This is a genomic window from Streptomyces sp. NBC_00459 (assembly GCF_036013955.1).
Lineage (GTDB): Bacteria > Actinomycetota > Actinomycetes > Streptomycetales > Streptomycetaceae > Streptomyces.
Window position 1 is genome coordinate 2,859,931 of sequence record NZ_CP107903.1, and the last position, 16,266, is coordinate 2,876,196.

The 16,266-nt window shown below is 73.0% G+C and carries 11 protein-coding genes; 7 read left to right on the top strand and 4 right to left on the bottom strand.

Annotated features, from left to right (window positions below):
* Positions 1–125: 125 nt before the first annotated feature.
* Positions 126–2,471, top strand: coding sequence for a hypothetical protein (locus OHN74_RS12555; protein ID WP_327694651.1), 2,346 nt, complete (start codon positions 126–128; stop codon positions 2,469–2,471).
* A gap of 35 nt (positions 2,472–2,506) precedes the next feature.
* On the opposite strand, the gene OHN74_RS12560 is transcribed toward OHN74_RS12555, so the two are convergent.
* The 3 genes from OHN74_RS12560 to fxsA form a co-directional block, all read right to left on the bottom strand.
* Positions 2,507–3,520: a hypothetical protein gene (locus tag OHN74_RS12560; RefSeq protein WP_327694652.1), complete on the bottom strand. Its 1,014-nt coding sequence runs from the start codon at positions 3,518–3,520 to the stop codon at positions 2,507–2,509.
* A 97-nt stretch (positions 3,521–3,617) separates the two neighbouring features.
* Positions 3,618–7,298: an FxSxx-COOH system tetratricopeptide repeat protein gene (gene fxsT, locus OHN74_RS12565; protein ID WP_327694653.1), complete on the bottom strand. Its 3,681-nt coding sequence runs from the start codon at positions 7,296–7,298 to the stop codon at positions 3,618–3,620.
* A gap of 135 nt (positions 7,299–7,433) precedes the next feature.
* Positions 7,434–7,658, bottom strand: coding sequence for an FxSxx-COOH cyclophane-containing RiPP peptide (gene fxsA / locus OHN74_RS12570; RefSeq protein ID WP_327694654.1), 225 nt, complete (start codon positions 7,656–7,658; stop codon positions 7,434–7,436).
* A gap of 276 nt (positions 7,659–7,934) precedes the next feature.
* Here fxsA and OHN74_RS12575 point away from each other — a divergent pair, with 276 nt between their 5' ends.
* From OHN74_RS12575 to OHN74_RS12590, 4 genes are all read left to right on the top strand, one after another.
* Positions 7,935–9,317: an FxsB family cyclophane-forming radical SAM/SPASM peptide maturase gene (locus tag OHN74_RS12575; protein ID WP_327694655.1), complete on the top strand. Its 1,383-nt coding sequence runs from the start codon at positions 7,935–7,937 to the stop codon at positions 9,315–9,317.
* The gene (locus OHN74_RS12580; RefSeq protein WP_327694656.1) at positions 9,314–10,711 is read left to right on the top strand and encodes an HEXXH motif domain-containing protein; all 1,398 of its coding nucleotides are present in this window, start codon (positions 9,314–9,316) and stop codon (positions 10,709–10,711) included. The genes OHN74_RS12575 and OHN74_RS12580 overlap by 4 nt, the downstream gene beginning before the upstream one ends.
* Before the next feature lie 272 nt (positions 10,712–10,983).
* Positions 10,984–12,069 carry a glycoside hydrolase family 5 protein gene (locus OHN74_RS12585; RefSeq protein ID WP_443060547.1) on the top strand — a complete coding sequence of 362 codons (1,086 nt, stop codon included), beginning with the start codon at positions 10,984–10,986 and terminating at the stop codon, positions 12,067–12,069.
* A gap of 106 nt (positions 12,070–12,175) precedes the next feature.
* The gene (locus OHN74_RS12590) at positions 12,176–13,048 is read left to right on the top strand and encodes an LLM class flavin-dependent oxidoreductase (RefSeq protein WP_327694658.1); all 873 of its coding nucleotides are present in this window, start codon (positions 12,176–12,178) and stop codon (positions 13,046–13,048) included.
* Positions 13,049–13,093: 45 nt separating this feature from the next.
* Here the strand turns inward: OHN74_RS12590 and OHN74_RS12595 are convergent, their stop codons facing one another.
* The gene (locus OHN74_RS12595; protein WP_327694659.1) at positions 13,094–14,107 is read right to left on the bottom strand and encodes an expansin EXLX1 family cellulose-binding protein; all 1,014 of its coding nucleotides are present in this window, start codon (positions 14,105–14,107) and stop codon (positions 13,094–13,096) included.
* 335 nt (positions 14,108–14,442) lie between these two features.
* On the opposite strand from OHN74_RS12595, the gene OHN74_RS12600 reads away from it, so the two are divergent.
* Together OHN74_RS12600 and OHN74_RS12605 are read left to right on the top strand one after the other, a co-directional pair.
* A complete protein-coding gene (locus OHN74_RS12600; protein WP_327694660.1) occupies positions 14,443–15,804 on the top strand; it encodes a GH25 family lysozyme in 1,362 nt (453 codons plus the stop codon).
* Between the two features lie 38 nt (positions 15,805–15,842).
* The gene (locus OHN74_RS12605; RefSeq protein ID WP_327694661.1) at positions 15,843–16,241 is read left to right on the top strand and encodes a hypothetical protein; all 399 of its coding nucleotides are present in this window, start codon (positions 15,843–15,845) and stop codon (positions 16,239–16,241) included.
* Positions 16,242–16,266 lie beyond the last annotated feature (25 nt).

Genomic DNA, 16,266 nt, shown 5'->3' on the forward strand with positions numbered 1-16,266 from the left:
TGCGGGGCTCCCCACCCGCCCGTTCCCCTCGTACACGGGAACGCGTACACAGGAACCGAACAGCCGCACAGATGTACCCGATCGCCGCTCCCAAGGCCGACACCGGACACACGAGGAGTGCCAACGTGACGCCGACCAGTGGACACACCTGGCACCGCAACCCCTTCCCGCTGAGCCCTGTCGTGCGCCTCGGGCCCATGTCCGACCTGGGGGACGCGCGGGTCCGGGCGTCCGACTCGGGCAACGCCCACATCGACACCCCGCTGATCGCGGACGTCGAGGCGCTCGTCGACGACTACTTCGCGCCGCCCGCCGCCGGTGGCCGGCGCGGCCGGGCGATCGCCCTGGTGGGCGAGTTCGGCCTGGGCAAGAGCCACGCCCTGCGCCGGACCTACCAGACGATCCGGGCGCGGCACGCCGAGACGGCGACCTGGATAGTGGACGAACCGGCGCAGGACATGGGACGGCTCTACCGCGACCGACTGCGCGGACCGGGCGACACCGAGCAGGGCAAACGGGCCTTCGAGGAGCTGGTGCGGGACTACTACGCCTATGTGACGGCCGGCTGGGTCGGCGCGGCCGACGACGACCCGCGCCGCGGCACCCTGCGGGAGATCGCCACCGGGCTGCGCGACCGGGTCCTCGACCCGGACAAGGTCGTGTCGGCGCTGCGCTACGACCCCGAGGTGATCCACGCCGATCTGCGCGGCACCCTGGGCGAGGTCACCGAACACCGCAGGTTCTCCACCGCGCTCGCGCTGCTGCTGGAGGCGCCGTTCAACCGGATGGTGTGGAACTGGCTGAACGGCGCCGAACCCGCCGAGGCGCTGCGCGAACGCGGGATCACCGAGGCGATCGGCCCGTCGGACGGGCGCCCGGACCTCGCGGCCGGCATCGACCGCGTCTTCGACGCGCTGACCGTGCAGGGCTTTCTGCACGGCCGGGTCGGACAGCCGTACGTCCTGCTCCTCGACTCGCTGGAGAAGGTGCTCGACTGGCCGGACGACAGCCGGCGGGCGTTCATGGACGCCTTCGAACGCCTCATCAACATCTATACGAGCCACGGCGGTCTGCTGGTGTTCTGCTCCTCGCCCGACGGGCTGCGGGCGCTGCGCCAGAGCGTGCACGAGCGGGTGGTGCAGCTGTGGCCGACGGGGCTCGACCAAGACCGTACCGGGGAGCTGGTGGCCCGGTATCTGGCCTCGGGCGAGGAGACGGACGAGGCGGAAGCCGACGGCGAAGGGCCGTCCGCCCCCGAGTCCGACCCCGATTCGGCACCGCCTCCCACCGGGCCCTTCGACGACGAAGCGCTGCGGCTGCTCCACGAGTTGACCGAGGGCGTGCCCCGTGAGGTGCTCAAGACGTGCCGGGAGGCCTGGCAGCTCAGCGAGGACACCGCGGGCCTGGTGCGCCGGGTGCCGGGGGTGACGGTCCTGAAGGCGGTACGGGCACTGCACGAGCGGGTGTCGTACCAGCGGGTCCTGGGCGATGTGCACGACGCCCTCGATCTGGGCCAGTGGCGGATCGCCTCCCACGACCCGGTGCCGGCGAGGCGCACACGCTCGGCGGACGGCCGGGAGGAGGTCCTGTACTGGCTGTCGCCCGCGCCGAACGCCTACATCGCGGTGGTCTACACCCGCTCCCTGCTCCTCGCCGACGACGTCGAACGGATCGTCACCCAGGTGAACGGGCTGCGCGGCGCGGTGCGCCCGGGGCGGTTCGAGGCGCTGCTGGTGGTCAACGGGCTGGTGTCGCACGCGATGCAGGACCGGCTCGGGCGGTCGATCGGCTCCCGCCCGCTGGTGTACCGGCAGGGCGGGTTCCCGCGGCATGTGCACGAGGCGCTGCTGCAGCTGGAGCGGCGGCTCGTGGAGGAGGGCCGGGAGGAGGACCTCGCCGAGCTGGGCGAGCGGATGCGCCGGAACCTGGAGCAGCAGACGGCCCACCTCGACGAGATGCGCCGCAACCTGGCCGCGATGACGCTGGAGGTGCGTCCGGGCACGGCGGGCTCGACGGGGACGCCCCTGCCGGCCTCACAGTCCGTTCGCGTCACCGCCGAGGCGGAGCCGGCCGAGGAGCTGCCGGGCCCGGTTCGGCGCCGGTTCCGGGACGCGCTGGCGATGCTGGAGTCGGTGACCCGGCGGGTGGCCGGCCGGAGCGTGAACCGGCGGGCGGCGGCGACCTCGGCGGAGCTGAGCGTGCTGGGCTGCGCGACGCTGGTGCGGGCGCTGACGGAGGACTTCCGGGGCGCTGTCGCGACCTGGGCACGGGCGGCGGCGCCGGGTACACCGACCGAGGTACAGCTGAGCGAACTGCGCCGGATCTGCCGGGAGTACGAGAGCGCCGTCGAGGTGCTGCCGGTGCATCTGCTGGGCAACGCCGAGCACCAGCACCCGCTGACCCCGGCCCGCACGGTGGAGGTCCTGGCGGAGGAGGTGTGGGGGACGCTCAGCGCCCCGGCGGTTCCCTAGGTCCCGTCAACTCCCTTTGTATGTATGGGTGTTGTTCAGTGCGGCGGCGGACTGGTCACGCCGCCCGTGAGCTGGGCGAGGCCCGTGAGCCGCCGTTCCGCGTTGCCCACCTGCCGCTGGTCGAGGGTGACGCCGAGGAGGAAGGCGCGGGGCGAGGTCCAGTGGACGTACACCGCGCCCTCCTGGACGTCGAGGACGAGCCGTTCGACCGATGCGCCGCTGCCGGGGGGCGGGGCGATCAGGTCGAGCGCGTCCTTGAGGCGGATCAGGTGGCCGCGCAGGCTGCGCGAGAGGTCGCGGTAGGCGGTCCGCCGGGTGCGCACACTGACGTCCATGAAGCGCGGGCCGAGTTCCTGGCTGTCGAAGACGTCACCGACACAGACCAGGGTCCAGTCCCGGTAGTAGCCCGCGTACTGCAGGTCCGTGGTGTTCACATGGGTGCGCCACAGATCGCGCAGCCGCTGTTCGTACACGGTGTCCGGGGCGGCGGCCGTCCCGAAGTCGACGTGCGGGCCCGCGGGCGTCTCCCCGCTCTGGAGATGCGCCTTCGCCTGCGCGTCACCGCCGAGCAACTCGTCGGGGAGTCCGTGCACTTCGGTACGGATACGGGTGACGAGCAGGTTCATCGCCTCGTCCATGTCGGGCACGCCGTCGGGTACGTCCGTGACCGCCGCGAGGAACTCGTCGGGGCGGGCCCGGCCGCCCCACAGGCCGGCGCGCGTGCCCGCGAGGACCGTGCGCATCAGCTCGCCGGTCTTCAGCGGGCGCAGGACGGCGCCGAGGTCCTGGGTGCACAGCAGCAGCCTGGAGCCGGGCAGCGACTCGTTGTGGGCGTCGTCGCCGGTCTCGGTGACCAGGCTGGAGAGCGGGGCGCGGTCCGCTCTCAGGACGGCGAAGTCGAGGATGCCGTTGCTGTAGTGGGCCAGGGAGCGGATCGCGGGCGTCCGTGCGACGGTCTCCTCGCACAGCGTGGTTATCAGGCCGTGGCGCTTGGGAGTCCAGTGGGACTCCTTCAGCGTGGTGCTCGCGTGCGGTGCGGGGGCTGCCACGGGTGCTCGCCTTTCGCTCGTCGGTGGCTTGCTGATTCGGTGCTCTGCCGATCGGTGGCGTGCCGGTCGGTCGCCGGGGAGGCTGTCTGCGGGCGGGTCACACGTCGGGCAGCTCCAGGTCGATGTCGTAGCCCGAGGGCGGTACGGGACGGGTGGGGTCGACGCCGGTGAGGCGTTCCAGGTGGGCGCCGACCCTGCGGCCACCGACGCGGTGGGCGATGCCCAGGTCGCCGAGGCGGGCCAGTGCGGTGCGGGCGAGTTCCACGGCCTCCTCGTCGTGGCCCGCCGAAGCGAGCGTGGCGGCAAGGGAGTTCTCCGCGATGGCCACCCAGGGGTGGGCCCGGCCCAGCTTGTGGGTGAGGAGGTTCAGCGTGCCCCGGCCGATCTCCTCGGCGAGCCGCAGCTCACCGGTGGCCCGCAGATAGACGCCGTGGCGCACCTGGGCGACGCCCGTGTAGGGGTGCCCGGGCCCGAACCAGCGGGCGAGGGTGTCCACGCACTGCCGGGCCTGCTGTTCGGCCTCGTCGGCCTTGCCGAGGGCGTGCAGGTCGGCGGCGTAGCTGAACCGGCAGCGCACGGTGTCGAAGCGGTCGGGGCCGAACCGGTCGACGTACAGGCCGAGGGCGCGCAGGTCGCGTTCGTGGGCGAGTTCGTAGCTGTAGAGGGGGTCCTTGAGGGCGGGGAAGCCGTCGGCGAGCCGGCGTTCGCTGACCGCGAGGCCGACCTCGGTACGCAGCCGGACGAGGTCCCAGGTGTCGCCGTGCCGGCGCAGTTTCTGGCGCAGCAGGTCGCGGGCCTCACCGTCGCGTCCGGCGGCGCGGTACAGGTAGGCGAGCAGTTCGGCGGCGTTCCAGGCGACGGGGTCGTCCGTGCCGCCGACGGCCTGGCGGTAGCGGAAGCGGTCCTGGATCGCGGCCAGGGCGGGGGCGACCCGGCCGGTGAGCGACTCGGTGAGGGCGAGGTTGTGTTCGGCCTGGATGGTGGCCGGGTGCTGCGGGCCGAGCAGCAGGGTGAGGCCCTCCAGGACGGGCCGCAGTTGCAGCAGGGCGTCGTCGAAGCGGCCCAGCGCGCGCAGGGTGGCGGCGTAGGAGTCGGCGGAGAGCAGGGTGCGCGGGTGGGTGATGCCGAGGAGCCTGCGGTGACCGCGCAGGGCGTCCTGGGCGATCTGCCGGGAGAGGTCGTAGTCGCCGCGCAGCCGGTGGGCGCGGGCGACGAAGTTGAGCAGGCGCAGGTACTCGGGTGACTGTTCGTCACCCTCGCCGGCGGCGTTGCCGTCATCGGTTCGCCACGCCTCACGCGCCCGCCCGGCGATGTCGAGGAGACGGTCGAGGTCGGCGGCCTCGGCGCGCTGGCTCAGCGAGTTGAGGTGGCGCAGCAGCGAGCGGCGCACCCGTGGCCGCGGGTCCTCCCACAGGCGCAGCGAGAACACCTCGCGGGCCCAGTCCGCGGGCAGGTCGGGGCCCTGCGGGGCGTGTTCGGACAGGACGCTGCGCAACACGGACTCGATGTGCGCGCGTTCGGCCGGGTCCATGCCGGCGCGGATCAGGTCGCGCAGCCCGTGGTGCTGGACGAGCGGTTGCCGGGTGCGGTCGAAGTCGACGTCGAGCAGGCCCACTTGGGCCAGGGCCCACAGGGCGACGCTCACCATGTGCTCGTCGGGCAGCAGGACCTCGGTGCCGGCGGGTGCGGGCGTCGACGACTCGTCGTCGCGGGCGAGTTCGGACAGGATGCGGCGCGAGCGCAGCAGTTCCAGGCCCATGCCGCGCCCGGTGAGCAGGGAGGCGGCGCCCAGCAGCCAGCCCACGGCGTCGCGTTCGGGGCTCTCGGCGCCCCAGGCGAGGGCGCCGGGGGTGGTCCGTACGACACGCCGGGCGACCTGCACCATCACGGCCACGGGGGACACGGCGTCGGCGGTGCGCAGCAGTTCGGTCTTGCCGGCGCGGTACTCGGCGAGGAGGTCACCGACGGCGGCGCGGACCGCGGCGTCCTGGTTCATGTGGTCGTCGCGGCGGTGCGCGGCGGTCCGCTCGGCGAGGCAGTGGGCGGCGAGGTGCAGGGCCTGCGGGACGGAGTCGACGACGCTGCCGATCTGCCGGGCCTGCCGCTCGCTGATCTCCGGCACCTTCTCGGCGAGCAGCGCGCGGCTCTCCTCGCCGTCCATCGGGGCGATGGCCAGGGGCCGCAGATGCGGCGGCCGGACGTCCTCGGCGGGGTCGGTCCCGGCCGGTGCGGTCCGGCTGGTGATGAGGACGTGCCCGCGCTCGTGCGGTACGGGCAGCAGGCCGTGCAGTTCGGCGGGGTCGGTGACACCGTCGTAGACGATGAGCCAGCTCTCCGCCTCGGCGTCGGTGCGGGAGAGCCGGGACAGCAGCCGGGAGATGCCGTCCCCGTCGGTGCCGACCCGGTCCTCGGGGGCGCCGAGGCGTCCGGCGAGCCGGCCGAGGCCGCGCTCGACGCGGGTGCGCTCCCAGGCGCGCACCCACCACACGACGTCGTACGAGGCCCCGACGCGGTGGCACAGTTCGTGCGCGGTGTCGCTCTTGCCCCAGCCGCTGGGGCCGTGCAGCACCAGGCAGGCGCCGTCGCGGGCGGCGCCGCGCAGCTCCTCGTGGAGTGTGCCGAGCAGCGGGGCGCGGTCCACGAAGGCGCTGTTGCGCGCGCCCACGTTGGTGGTCTCCGGCAGCCGCGGGAACCCGGCCCCGCCGGCGCTGCCGCCGGGTTCGGGCGCGCCGAGGCCGAGGCCGGTGTACAGCAGCCGCAGTGCCTGGTCCTCGGTGGTGTCGCGCAGGTCGATCCGCTCGTGGTGGGCGGCCGCGGTGTGCGGGAACGGCTCGTCGACGAGGAGGATGCGGACGTCGGTGTGGGAGAGGGCGCCGATCTGTTCGAGCAGCGTGTCGTCGGCGTCGTCGGGCGACAGGAAGAGCAACGCGGCGCCGGGGTCGGGGCGTTCACCGGCGTAGGTGTCGGCGCGGCGCAGCTCCGTGCGCACTCCCTTGACGGCGAGCCGGTCGCGCAGCCACGCGGCCCACAGGGCGTGCCGGGCCGAGTGGACGACGGTGACGTCGGTGAGGCGGGCGGCGCGGCGGGCGCGCAGCCAGTCGGCGAGCTGCTCGTAGTAGGGGCGCAGCCCGCTGACCGTGCCGGCGTCCTCCGCCTCGACGGCGAGGCTGAGGCTGTCCTGGTAGAGGGGGTTGTACGGAATTTCGAGGAAGCGGATGTCGGTCCTGCCGAGCGCGGCGGCGACCGGGGCGAACTTCCGGCGCACCCGCTCGCGGGCGTCGCGCAGCCGGTCGTGCACGCCGATGTCGCTCTTCAGCCCGAGGGTGAGCAACCGCACGGGCCGGTCGCCCCGGCGCACGATCAGGTCCTCGGCGAGTGCGGCGGCCCCGTCGATGGACCAGGCGGTCATCGCGAAACAGACGACGATCGTGTCGGCGTACGCGGCGGAGCGCACCGGTTCCGTCTCGTCGGAGGAGTCCGGTACGGGGGCCTCGACGAGGAGATGGTCGTACGCGGCGGCGACGGGGTCCTCGGCGAGCGCGGCGAGGGCGGGGCCGCCGGGGAAGGTGGCGGTGTGCACGCGGCCGGGTTCGGGGCGGGGCGGGGGCGCGCTCATGTCGCGTTCGCCGGAGCGGCCGTCGACGAGGAGGACGCTGCGGTTGGTGTCGGCGAGGATGTCGGCGACGTTGCGCAGGGTCGTACTCAGGCCGAGGTTCCCGGAGGTGGCGAGGAAGACCGCGAACGGCCCCGGCCGGTCAGGGGTGTTGGCGTCTGGCATGGCTTCTCCGCTCGGCACGTCTCCGCTCGGCGCGGCGGTGAACAAGGGGGACAAAAAGGGCGGCCGAGGGGCGCCAGTATAGGTCGCCGTGCGCCTGACTCACGGCGTCCGGACCACTCCCGCGCGCCCCGTGTCTCATACGCTCTCGCTGTGCCCGGTGACGAAGGGATTGCCCTCGGCGCAGCTGTCGTACACCTGGCGCAGCAGCGCGCCGAGCACCGAGTCGGGCAGGGCCCCGATGTCCTCGGGCGACAGGGCGACGAGGTCGAGAACGACCGACTCGACCTCGGGGTCCGGGCCTTCGCCCGTTCCCGCTCCTGTACCCGCCCCGGTGGGGGCGGTGCCGTCGGCGACTGCCATGCAGGTCACTCCATGGGGTGTCGGAGGATCTCAGGAAGGGCTGTCCAGCGTAGCGCCGCCAACTGCCCTTACGGCAGAAGCCGGAGACCGTGAGCGTCGCTCAACTTCCCCACAGTCGACCTTCGTTGGCTCATTCATGATGTTGACGCTGTGGTTGACCCGCCCGAATACTGGTCGCACGTCGAACAGAGTGCGCCGTCGGCAGCGCCCGGACGGGCAACTCACAGGCACCGGACAGGCCCTGGGTCCGCGACGTACGCCTTCGGGGGGAAGCGGATGAGTCGACCGCCACCGGTCCGCGCCGAACCACCCTGGCCGAGGGCCGCCGACGTGGCGGCGCGCCGGGCGGCGGGCTGGCAGCCGTATCCGCTCGACTCCTTCGTCCTCAAGGTGCACAGCCGCTGCGACCTGGCCTGCGACTACTGCTACATGTACCGCTCGCACGACCAGAGTTGGCGCGCCCAGCCCCGCACGATGTCCCCGGCGACGCTGGCCCGCACCGCCGAGCGGATCGCCGAGCACCTGTCCGCGCACGGGGTGACCGAGGCGGGTGTGGTCCTGCACGGCGGCGAGCCGCTGTTGATCGGCGACGAGGCGCTCGCACGGACGGTCCGCACCCTGCGCGGTGCGGTCGGCGACGGGGTACGACTGCACCTGAGCCTGCAGACCAACGGCCTCCGCCTCACCGAGCAACGCCTCGGCCTGCTGGGCGAGTTGGGTGTGACGGTCGGGGTGAGCACCGACGGCGGCCGGGCCGCCCACGACCGGCACCGGCGGGGCGCCGACGGCCGCGGCAGCCACGCCCGGGTCGAGGCCGCCCTGCGCCGCCTGGCCGGTGAGCGCCACCGCCATCTGTTCGGCACGCTGCTCTGCACGATCGACCTGCGCAACGACCCGGTACGCACATACGAGGCCCTGCTGACCCACAGTCCCCCGGCCGTCGACTTCCTTCTCCCGCTGGGCAATTGGCAGACCCCGCCGCCCGGGCTGGACCCGCACGGCCGGCGCACCCCGTACGCGGACTGGCTGTGGGCGGTCTTCGAGCGCTGGTACGGCGCCCGGACCAAGGAGACCTCGGTCCGGTTCCTCGACAACCTGCTCGCCCTGCTGGTCGGCGCCACCCCGCGCACCGAGGCACTCGGCCTGTCCCCGGTGCGGTACGCGGTGGTCGACACGGACGGCTCCCTCACCCAGGACGACACGCTGCGCACCGCGTACGACGGCGCCACCCGCACCGGCCTCGACGTCCACGGCCACTCCTTCGACACCCTGCTGCTCCACCCGGGCATCGCGGCCCGCCAGTGGGGCGCCTCCGCACTGTCCGCCCCCTGCCGCGCCTGCCCCCTGCACCGGGTGTGCGGAGGCGGCCACTACGCCACCCGCTACGACCACGCCACGGGCTTCGCCAACCCGAGCGTGTACTGCGCCGACCTGACCGAACTGATCGGGCGGGTGCACGGACGCCTGAGCGCCGATCTGGCGGCACGCGAACAGGGGCGGACACGAGGGGAGCCGGGCGGGGAGCCGGGCGCGGAGGCAGAATCGGACGCCAGGACGGACGCGCCCCAAAGAGGCGCGGGGAACTGCGCGACCAACCACCCACAACCCGCAGCCGCCACACCACAGAACCCCCCGAGCTCAAAGGCGCCCCCGCCATGACCCCCTCCCCGCACCGGATGCCGGGCGCCCTGTTCGACGCGGTCGCCGCCGGGGGCGGTGGGGCGCCCGCCCTGCGACTGCTGGCCCGCGCCGAGCACAGCAGGCGTCTGGCCTGTGCGTATGCCGTGACGGTGGCGGCCCGGGAGGCCGGGGGCCGGGTCGCCGAGGAGGCCGAGTACGCCTGGGGTCTGTTCGCCGACGCCACGCGCACCGCGCCCGAGGCGGCGACGGCCGTACTGACCCACCCGTCGGCCGGCCCCGCCCTGTTCGGCCTGCTGGCCCATCTGCGCCACCCGGACGGTCGACTCCCCCCGCCCGTCCACTGGTTCACGGCCCTGGCCGTGTCGGCTGCGGCCCGTGCGGGGCTGTCGGCCCGGGCCGAGCTGCCCGTCGCCGGTTCCTGGGCCGCCCTGCCGTCCCTGGGCCGCGCCCGCTTCCCCGGCGCCCGCCCGGGCGACCGCGCCGAGGTGCGCGTCGACGGGGCGGGCCGCTGCCGTGTCACGGCGGCGGGCGAGACGGTCACGGTGCCCGGACTCCCGTACACCGGCGGCCCGTTGGGCGGTCCGACGCACGGACCCGGCGCCGACGGCCTGCCCGGCACCGTCGGCCGCTGGCACGGCGCGCATCTGCTCGCCACTCTCGACGGCGGCGCCCCGCTGCTGCTGGACACCCTCGACCCGCCGTGCTTCCCCCACTCCGCGCGCCACCCGGACGGCCTCCCGGCCGCCGAGGCACGCCGCTGGGCCGGCCCGGCCCGGGGAGCCTGCCGGATCCTGCGCGCCGACCGTCCCGAGTCGTACGCCGAACTGGCCGCCGGACCACACCTGTTGGTGCCGCTGACCCGTCCCGGCCACGGCAACAGAAGCGGCAGCAGCGCGGAGACGTTCGGCTGCATGGCGCTGTCCCCGCCGACCTCGGCGACGGGCCTCGCGGTGACGCTCACACACGAGACGCAGCACAACAAACTGGCGGCACTGCTCCACCTCTTCGACCTGTTCGAACCAGGTGGCCCCGAACGCTTCTACGCCCCCTGGCGCCCCGACCCCCGACCCCTCCCCGGCCTGTTCCACGGTGCGTACGCGCATCTGGGCGTCGCCCTCTTCTGGGAGCGCCGCCGGGAGACGGAACCCGACCCGGCGCTGCGTGCCACCGCGCACGCCCAGTTCGCCCGCTGGCGCCTGGCCGCCCACGAGGCGACCACCGTCACCCTGTCCTCCGGCCGCCTCACCCCCCTCGGCAACCGCTTCGCCCAGCACATGCTGACCACCCTGGACGCCCTGTGCCGTCTCCCGGTCCCCGCCCCGGCCCTGCACCACGCCGAATCGGCGGCCCGCGCCCACCGCGCCGACTGGCAGAACCGCAACGGAGACATGGCCCGCAGACTGTCGGCGTGACGGCGCCCCACCCCGCCCCACCCCACCCCACGCCGCTGTCGCGCGTCCCGGCCCAGGCCGGGGGGCCGAGCCTTCCTCCCCTTCGACCGCCCGGCAATCACCTTCCCGGCACCGTCATGTTCGACCCGTCGGCACTCGTTCCGTCCGGCGAACGTGTTACGCGCCGGAAACCTTGACGATCTCTGTGCCGGGTGCAACGATTCCGGCGCCGCGATGTTTACGTAAACATCGCCCCCCTCGGTCTTCTGACCGGCATGCGAAAGGGCAAGTTGATGCGCAACATCCTCGCCGGCACCCGCCCCTCCCCCAGACTCCGCGCCGCCCTCGTGGCTCTCGCGCTCGCCGCGACCAGCGGCACGGCCGTCGCCGCCAGCCCCGCCTCCGCCTCCACCCCTGCTTCCGCCCTCGCCCACGGCGCGCCGAGCATGGACACGACCCAGTTCAAGGGCGTCAACTGGGCCGACCCGCGCGACAACTTCGCCGACGACCTGCTCCAGCTGTCCGGTCTGTCGACGTCGGACAACTACGCCCGGACCTACTCCAAGGCGAGCCGGATCATCTCGGCGTTCCGCGCGAACCTCGGCGCCAACACCGTGCGGCTGCCGATCAACCCGTACACGGTCAACGGCTCCTACTGGAAGTCGTACCGCGCGGTCGTCGACGCGGCGTCCGACCAGGGCTTCAAGGTGATCGTCTCCTACTGGGAGGGCACCGGCGCCCAGAAGGACGGCTTCATCGACGACACGGCCACCTTCTGGCCCATGTGGGACAGGGTCGTCAAGACCTACAAGAACGACAAGCACGTCTACTTCGAGCCGATGAACGAGCCGCACGGCTACACCGACACCGAGTGGGCCGACATCGCGGCGAAGTGGCTCGCGCGGTACAAGTCCGTTCCCCGCAACCAGGTGTTCGTCAGCGGCGCCGGCTACAACGACCATGTGACGTCCGTCTGCGCCGACCCGCGTCTGAAGGGCACGTACCTGTCGCTGCACCACTACGGCTTCTGGAAGGAGTACGCGACCTACGACCAGTGGGTGGCCGACCTGAAGGTACGCATCGGTGACTGCGCGAACCGGACCGTCGCGGACGAGTTCGGGGCCTTCATGACGACGGGCCTCGACTACAACAAGAAGACTCCCGACAACAACTTCGTCAACTTCATGCAGGCCGTCACCGACACCTTCCGCGAGCTGAAGATGGGCTCCGTCTACTGGCCCGGCCTGCGCACCGACGACATGTACTCGATCCAGAAGCTGGTCGGCGACCCCAACCGCCCCTGGCTGGCCACCACCAACCAGTCCGGCGCCGACCGCCTCGCCTGGGGCTGGGGCCGCGGCAAGCCGGTCAAGGGCTGAGTCGAGCACTGCGTTCCAGGGCCGGGTCCAGGGCCACGGTCCAAGGCCGGGGTCCAGGGCCGATACCTCGTTGATCGGCACCTGTCGGGACCATAGGTTCGGGTGTATGACGAACCTTCGGATCGGTGTGATGTACGACCGCGACTGGGCCCCGGAAGGGCTGCCCGGCTTCGCGCGGCAGGCCGAGGCCCTCGGGGTGGACGACCTGTGGGTGGTCGAGGACCTCGGCTGGAACGGCGGCATCTCGGCGGCGGCCGTGGCGCTGGGCGCGACGGAGCGGCTGCGGGTGGGCATCGGGATCACCCCGGCTCCGTTGCGCAGCCCGGCGCTGCTGGCGATGGAACTGGCCACGCTGGCCCGGGTGTTCCCGGGCCGGCTCGTCGCCGGGATCGGGCACGGGGTACGGGAGTGGATGACGTCGGTCGGCGTCGCACCCCGTTCACCGCTGGCCCTGCTGGAGGAGACGATCACCTCCGTACGCGCCCTGCTGCGCGGGCAGCGGGTCGAGCTGGAGGGGCGCGAAGTGCGCCTGGACGGCGTCCAGTTGGTTCATCCGCCGATCGAACCGCCGCCGGTGGTCGCCGGTGTGGTGCGAGCCCGTTCGCTGGAGCTGTCCGGCCGGGTCGCGGACGGCACCCTGATCGCCGAGGGACACGGCCCGCGCGACCTGGAGAACACCCGGGCCCTGACCGCGAAGGGCGGCGCCGGCCCCGAACACACCCTGACGGTACTGGCGTTCTGCTGCGTCGGCGACGACCCCGACGAGGTGACCCGCACCCTGCACCCGCACACCGAGGGCCACGGCGGCTGGCTGGGCCGCCCGCAGGAGGAGGTGTTCACCGTGTCCGGCAACGCCTCGGAGGCCGCCGAGGACATCGGCGCGCTGTCGGCGGCCGGAGCGGACACCGTCGTACTCCGGCTCGTCGGCACCGAGCCGCTCACCCAACTGGAGGCCGTACTCAAGGCGTTGGGCCGCTGAACCGATCCGGGCAGCGGTCTGCGGACAGGGGTCGGCGGACAGGGTTCAGTGGGCGGCGAACTGGACGCGGGTGGGCTGGACGACGTCCGGCCGGACCGCGATCCCGTCGAGGGTCAGCTGTTCCCCGTAGATGTCACTGATCCTGATCGAGCCGCCGCACCCGCTGCCCTGCTCGGAGAGGAAGTAGTTGTACTCGGTGCGCGCCAACCGGACCCAGCCGCCGGCGGTACGGACTTCGAGGCGCGCCAGTGGATTGCGGTGGCCGATCACCTGGATGCCGCACCAGTACTGGCTGGACCCGGTCTTGTAGCGGATCGAGAGCGGCTCGGCCGTGGCGGGGCTCAGCAGGCTCCACGTGATCGGGATCCGGCCTGCCACGGGGGCCGCGATCTTGGCGAACGCCTCGGCGCTGAGGTCGAGTTGACCGGGTGCGCAGTCCCCCGGGCACTCGTTGGTGATCCGGACCGTGACGGATGCGCCGCTCGCCGCGCGGACGAGGATGTACGCCCCGCAGGCCATGGACGTCTCGTAGTCGGCGGTGTTCATCGCGGCGGTCATGACGTCGGCGCTCGGCCCGTACGAGCAGGCGTGGCCGTCGCCGTTCCCGGCGCCGTAGAAGGTGGCGACCCCCTGGTAGGTGGTGCCGGGCCGGATCCGGCCGGCCAACGGCGCCTCGCCCGAGGCCAGACGGGCCGCGGCTCCGCCGCTGCCGCTGCCGCTGCCGCCTCCGCTCGTGGCCGTCGGCGTGGGCGTCGATCTGGGCCCGGGCTTCGCAGCCGCCGCGTCGGTCGGGGTGGGCGTCGGGGACGGGGACCGGGTGACCGGGGGCTTCTTCGGGGAGGGCGTCGTCGCCTCCGGCGTCGTGCGCGGGACGACCACCCGGGCGCCGGCGGCGGCAGTGGCCGCCCCGTACCCGTCGTCGGCGGCCGGGTGGTCCGGCCGCAGGGCCACGAGCAGGGATATGACGAGCACGACGGCCGCCGCGGCGGCACCGGCGAGCACACCGCGCCGCCGAAGGGGAGAGCGGCGCGGGGAACGGCGCGGGGAATGGGACGCCACGGCAGAGGTCCTTACCTGGTCCGGAAGTGCATGTGCGCGATGCGAGGCTCCAGTCGAGGCAGCTTTTGGCCCATAGTCTCCACGGCGCCCGAAAAGGTTGCCGCGGTTTCGCGGATCCCGTGACCACACTCACCTCGGCCGGACCTCGGCGGATCGAGCTCCGGCTGCGGGCCCGCATTCCATGGTCGTCCCAGCGGCGTTCCGTCCCCGCAGGTCACAGGCGTATCGCCGTCCCGCCGTCCCGATCCGGAGCAGGAGCATCCGCTGCGGGACGGCCGATGCCAGCATGGCCGGCGACCGGGGGCTCCCGGCCACTCACCATGAGGAGAAACCAGATGGGACAGAGGACGCTTCTGCGGGGTCTGACCCTCGCCGTGGCAGCGGTCCTGCCCCTGTACGGGCCCACGGCGGTACAGGCGGCACAGGCAGCGGCACAGTCCGCGGCCACCGCGGTCGCGGTCTGCGGCCACACGAGCGCACAGCCCACACTGCAGCGGGGATCGACGGGGGACGCGGCGATCGCCGAGGCGCAGTGCGAGCTCAGTCTCGCGACGAAGCCGAGCCGGTACACGCCGATCGCGGCGGACGGCTCGTTCGGGCCGGCGACGGAGACACGGGTCAAGGAGTTCCAGCAGTGTGCCGGACTGGACGTGGACGGTGTGCTCGGCCCCCGGACCTGGGCGTCGCTGAACACCTGGGCGGCCCAGCCGCACACCTGCGCGACCCAGGGCACGTCGAGCACGGCGCAGACAGCCCTGTGCGGCCACACCGACGCGCGCCCGACGCTGAAACGGGGTGCGAATGGCGCCGAGGTCAAGGAGGTTCAGTGCCGGCTGAACCTGGCCATGGAGGCGTTCCACTATCCGCCGCTGACGATCGACGGGGACTTCGGCGGCGGTACGGAGTCCCGGGTCGTCGAGTTCCAGCACTGCGCCAACCTCGGCGCCGACGGCACCGTGGGCCCGAACACCTGGGCGAAGTTGGTGGACTGGTCCGGCCGTAACACGTACTGCACGCCGCCGCGCCCCGCCGGCTACCCGATCGACGGCCTGGACACGGCCAAGTACCAGCACCCCGGCGGCGCGCCGATCGACTGGAAGGCCGTGCGGGCCTCCGGTGTCGAGTTCGCGACGGTCAAGGCCACCCGGGGCACGAACGTCACCGACGAGTACCTGACCGCCGACCTCCAGGGAGCGCGGGCGGCGGGGCTGGCCGTCGCGCCGTACCACTTCTACACGGGCTCGGCGGCGGACACGGGTGGCGCCCAGGCCGACCGGTTCATCGCCGCCGTCCGCGCGACCGGGTACACCGGGAAGCGGGCGGGCGACCTGCCGCCGGTCTTCGACCTGGAACGCATGGACGACGGCAGCGGACGCTGTCCCACCTACGGCACGGTGGGCGACGCCAAGGCCTGGCTCGACCGGGTGGAGGCGGCCTTCGGCCGTACTCCGATCATCTACACCCAGAAGTCCGTCCTGGACGACTGCCTGGGTTCGACCACCGCCTTCGCCCGGTATCCGCTGCAACTCGCGGACTACCGCCAGTCGATCACCCAGCCGCCGCTGCCGAACGGCTCGACGACCTGGGCGATGTGGCAGTACACCGACGCCGCGCTGTTCCCGGGCATCCAGGCACCGGCGACCGGTGACGTGTTCAACGGCACCCAGGCCGACCTCGACCGGCTGGCCAACCGGTGACCCCGGCCGCCACCGCCGCCGTACCTAGGAGCGTCCCCATGACCGCCCGGTTCGCCCGCGCGTCCCTCGTCGCCCTGCTTGTCACCCTGGGCCTCACCGTCCCGGGGCCCGCCTCGGCCGCCACAGCCACCTCCTCCGCCGCCGCCACGAGCTGTTACGGCGGAGCGGTCACGGTGCACTACGGGGAGGTGCGCGACTTCGGCCCGTACGTGACCACGAGCCGCTGCACGGACATCAACATGCGCATGACCGGCGGCGACGCCGACTTCGGCTGGGCCTGCGTGCAGTTCGCGAAGGTCGGCGCCTGCAACTACTGGACCAAGATCGGCCGGAACTGGACGACCATCGCCACCGACGTCCTGAACGGAACCAAGTTCACCGTGCCCAACGGCGTCGATCTGGAAGGCAGTTCAGCCACCTTCCAGATCGCCTTCTGACCCTCTCACCCACTTCACCGAACGG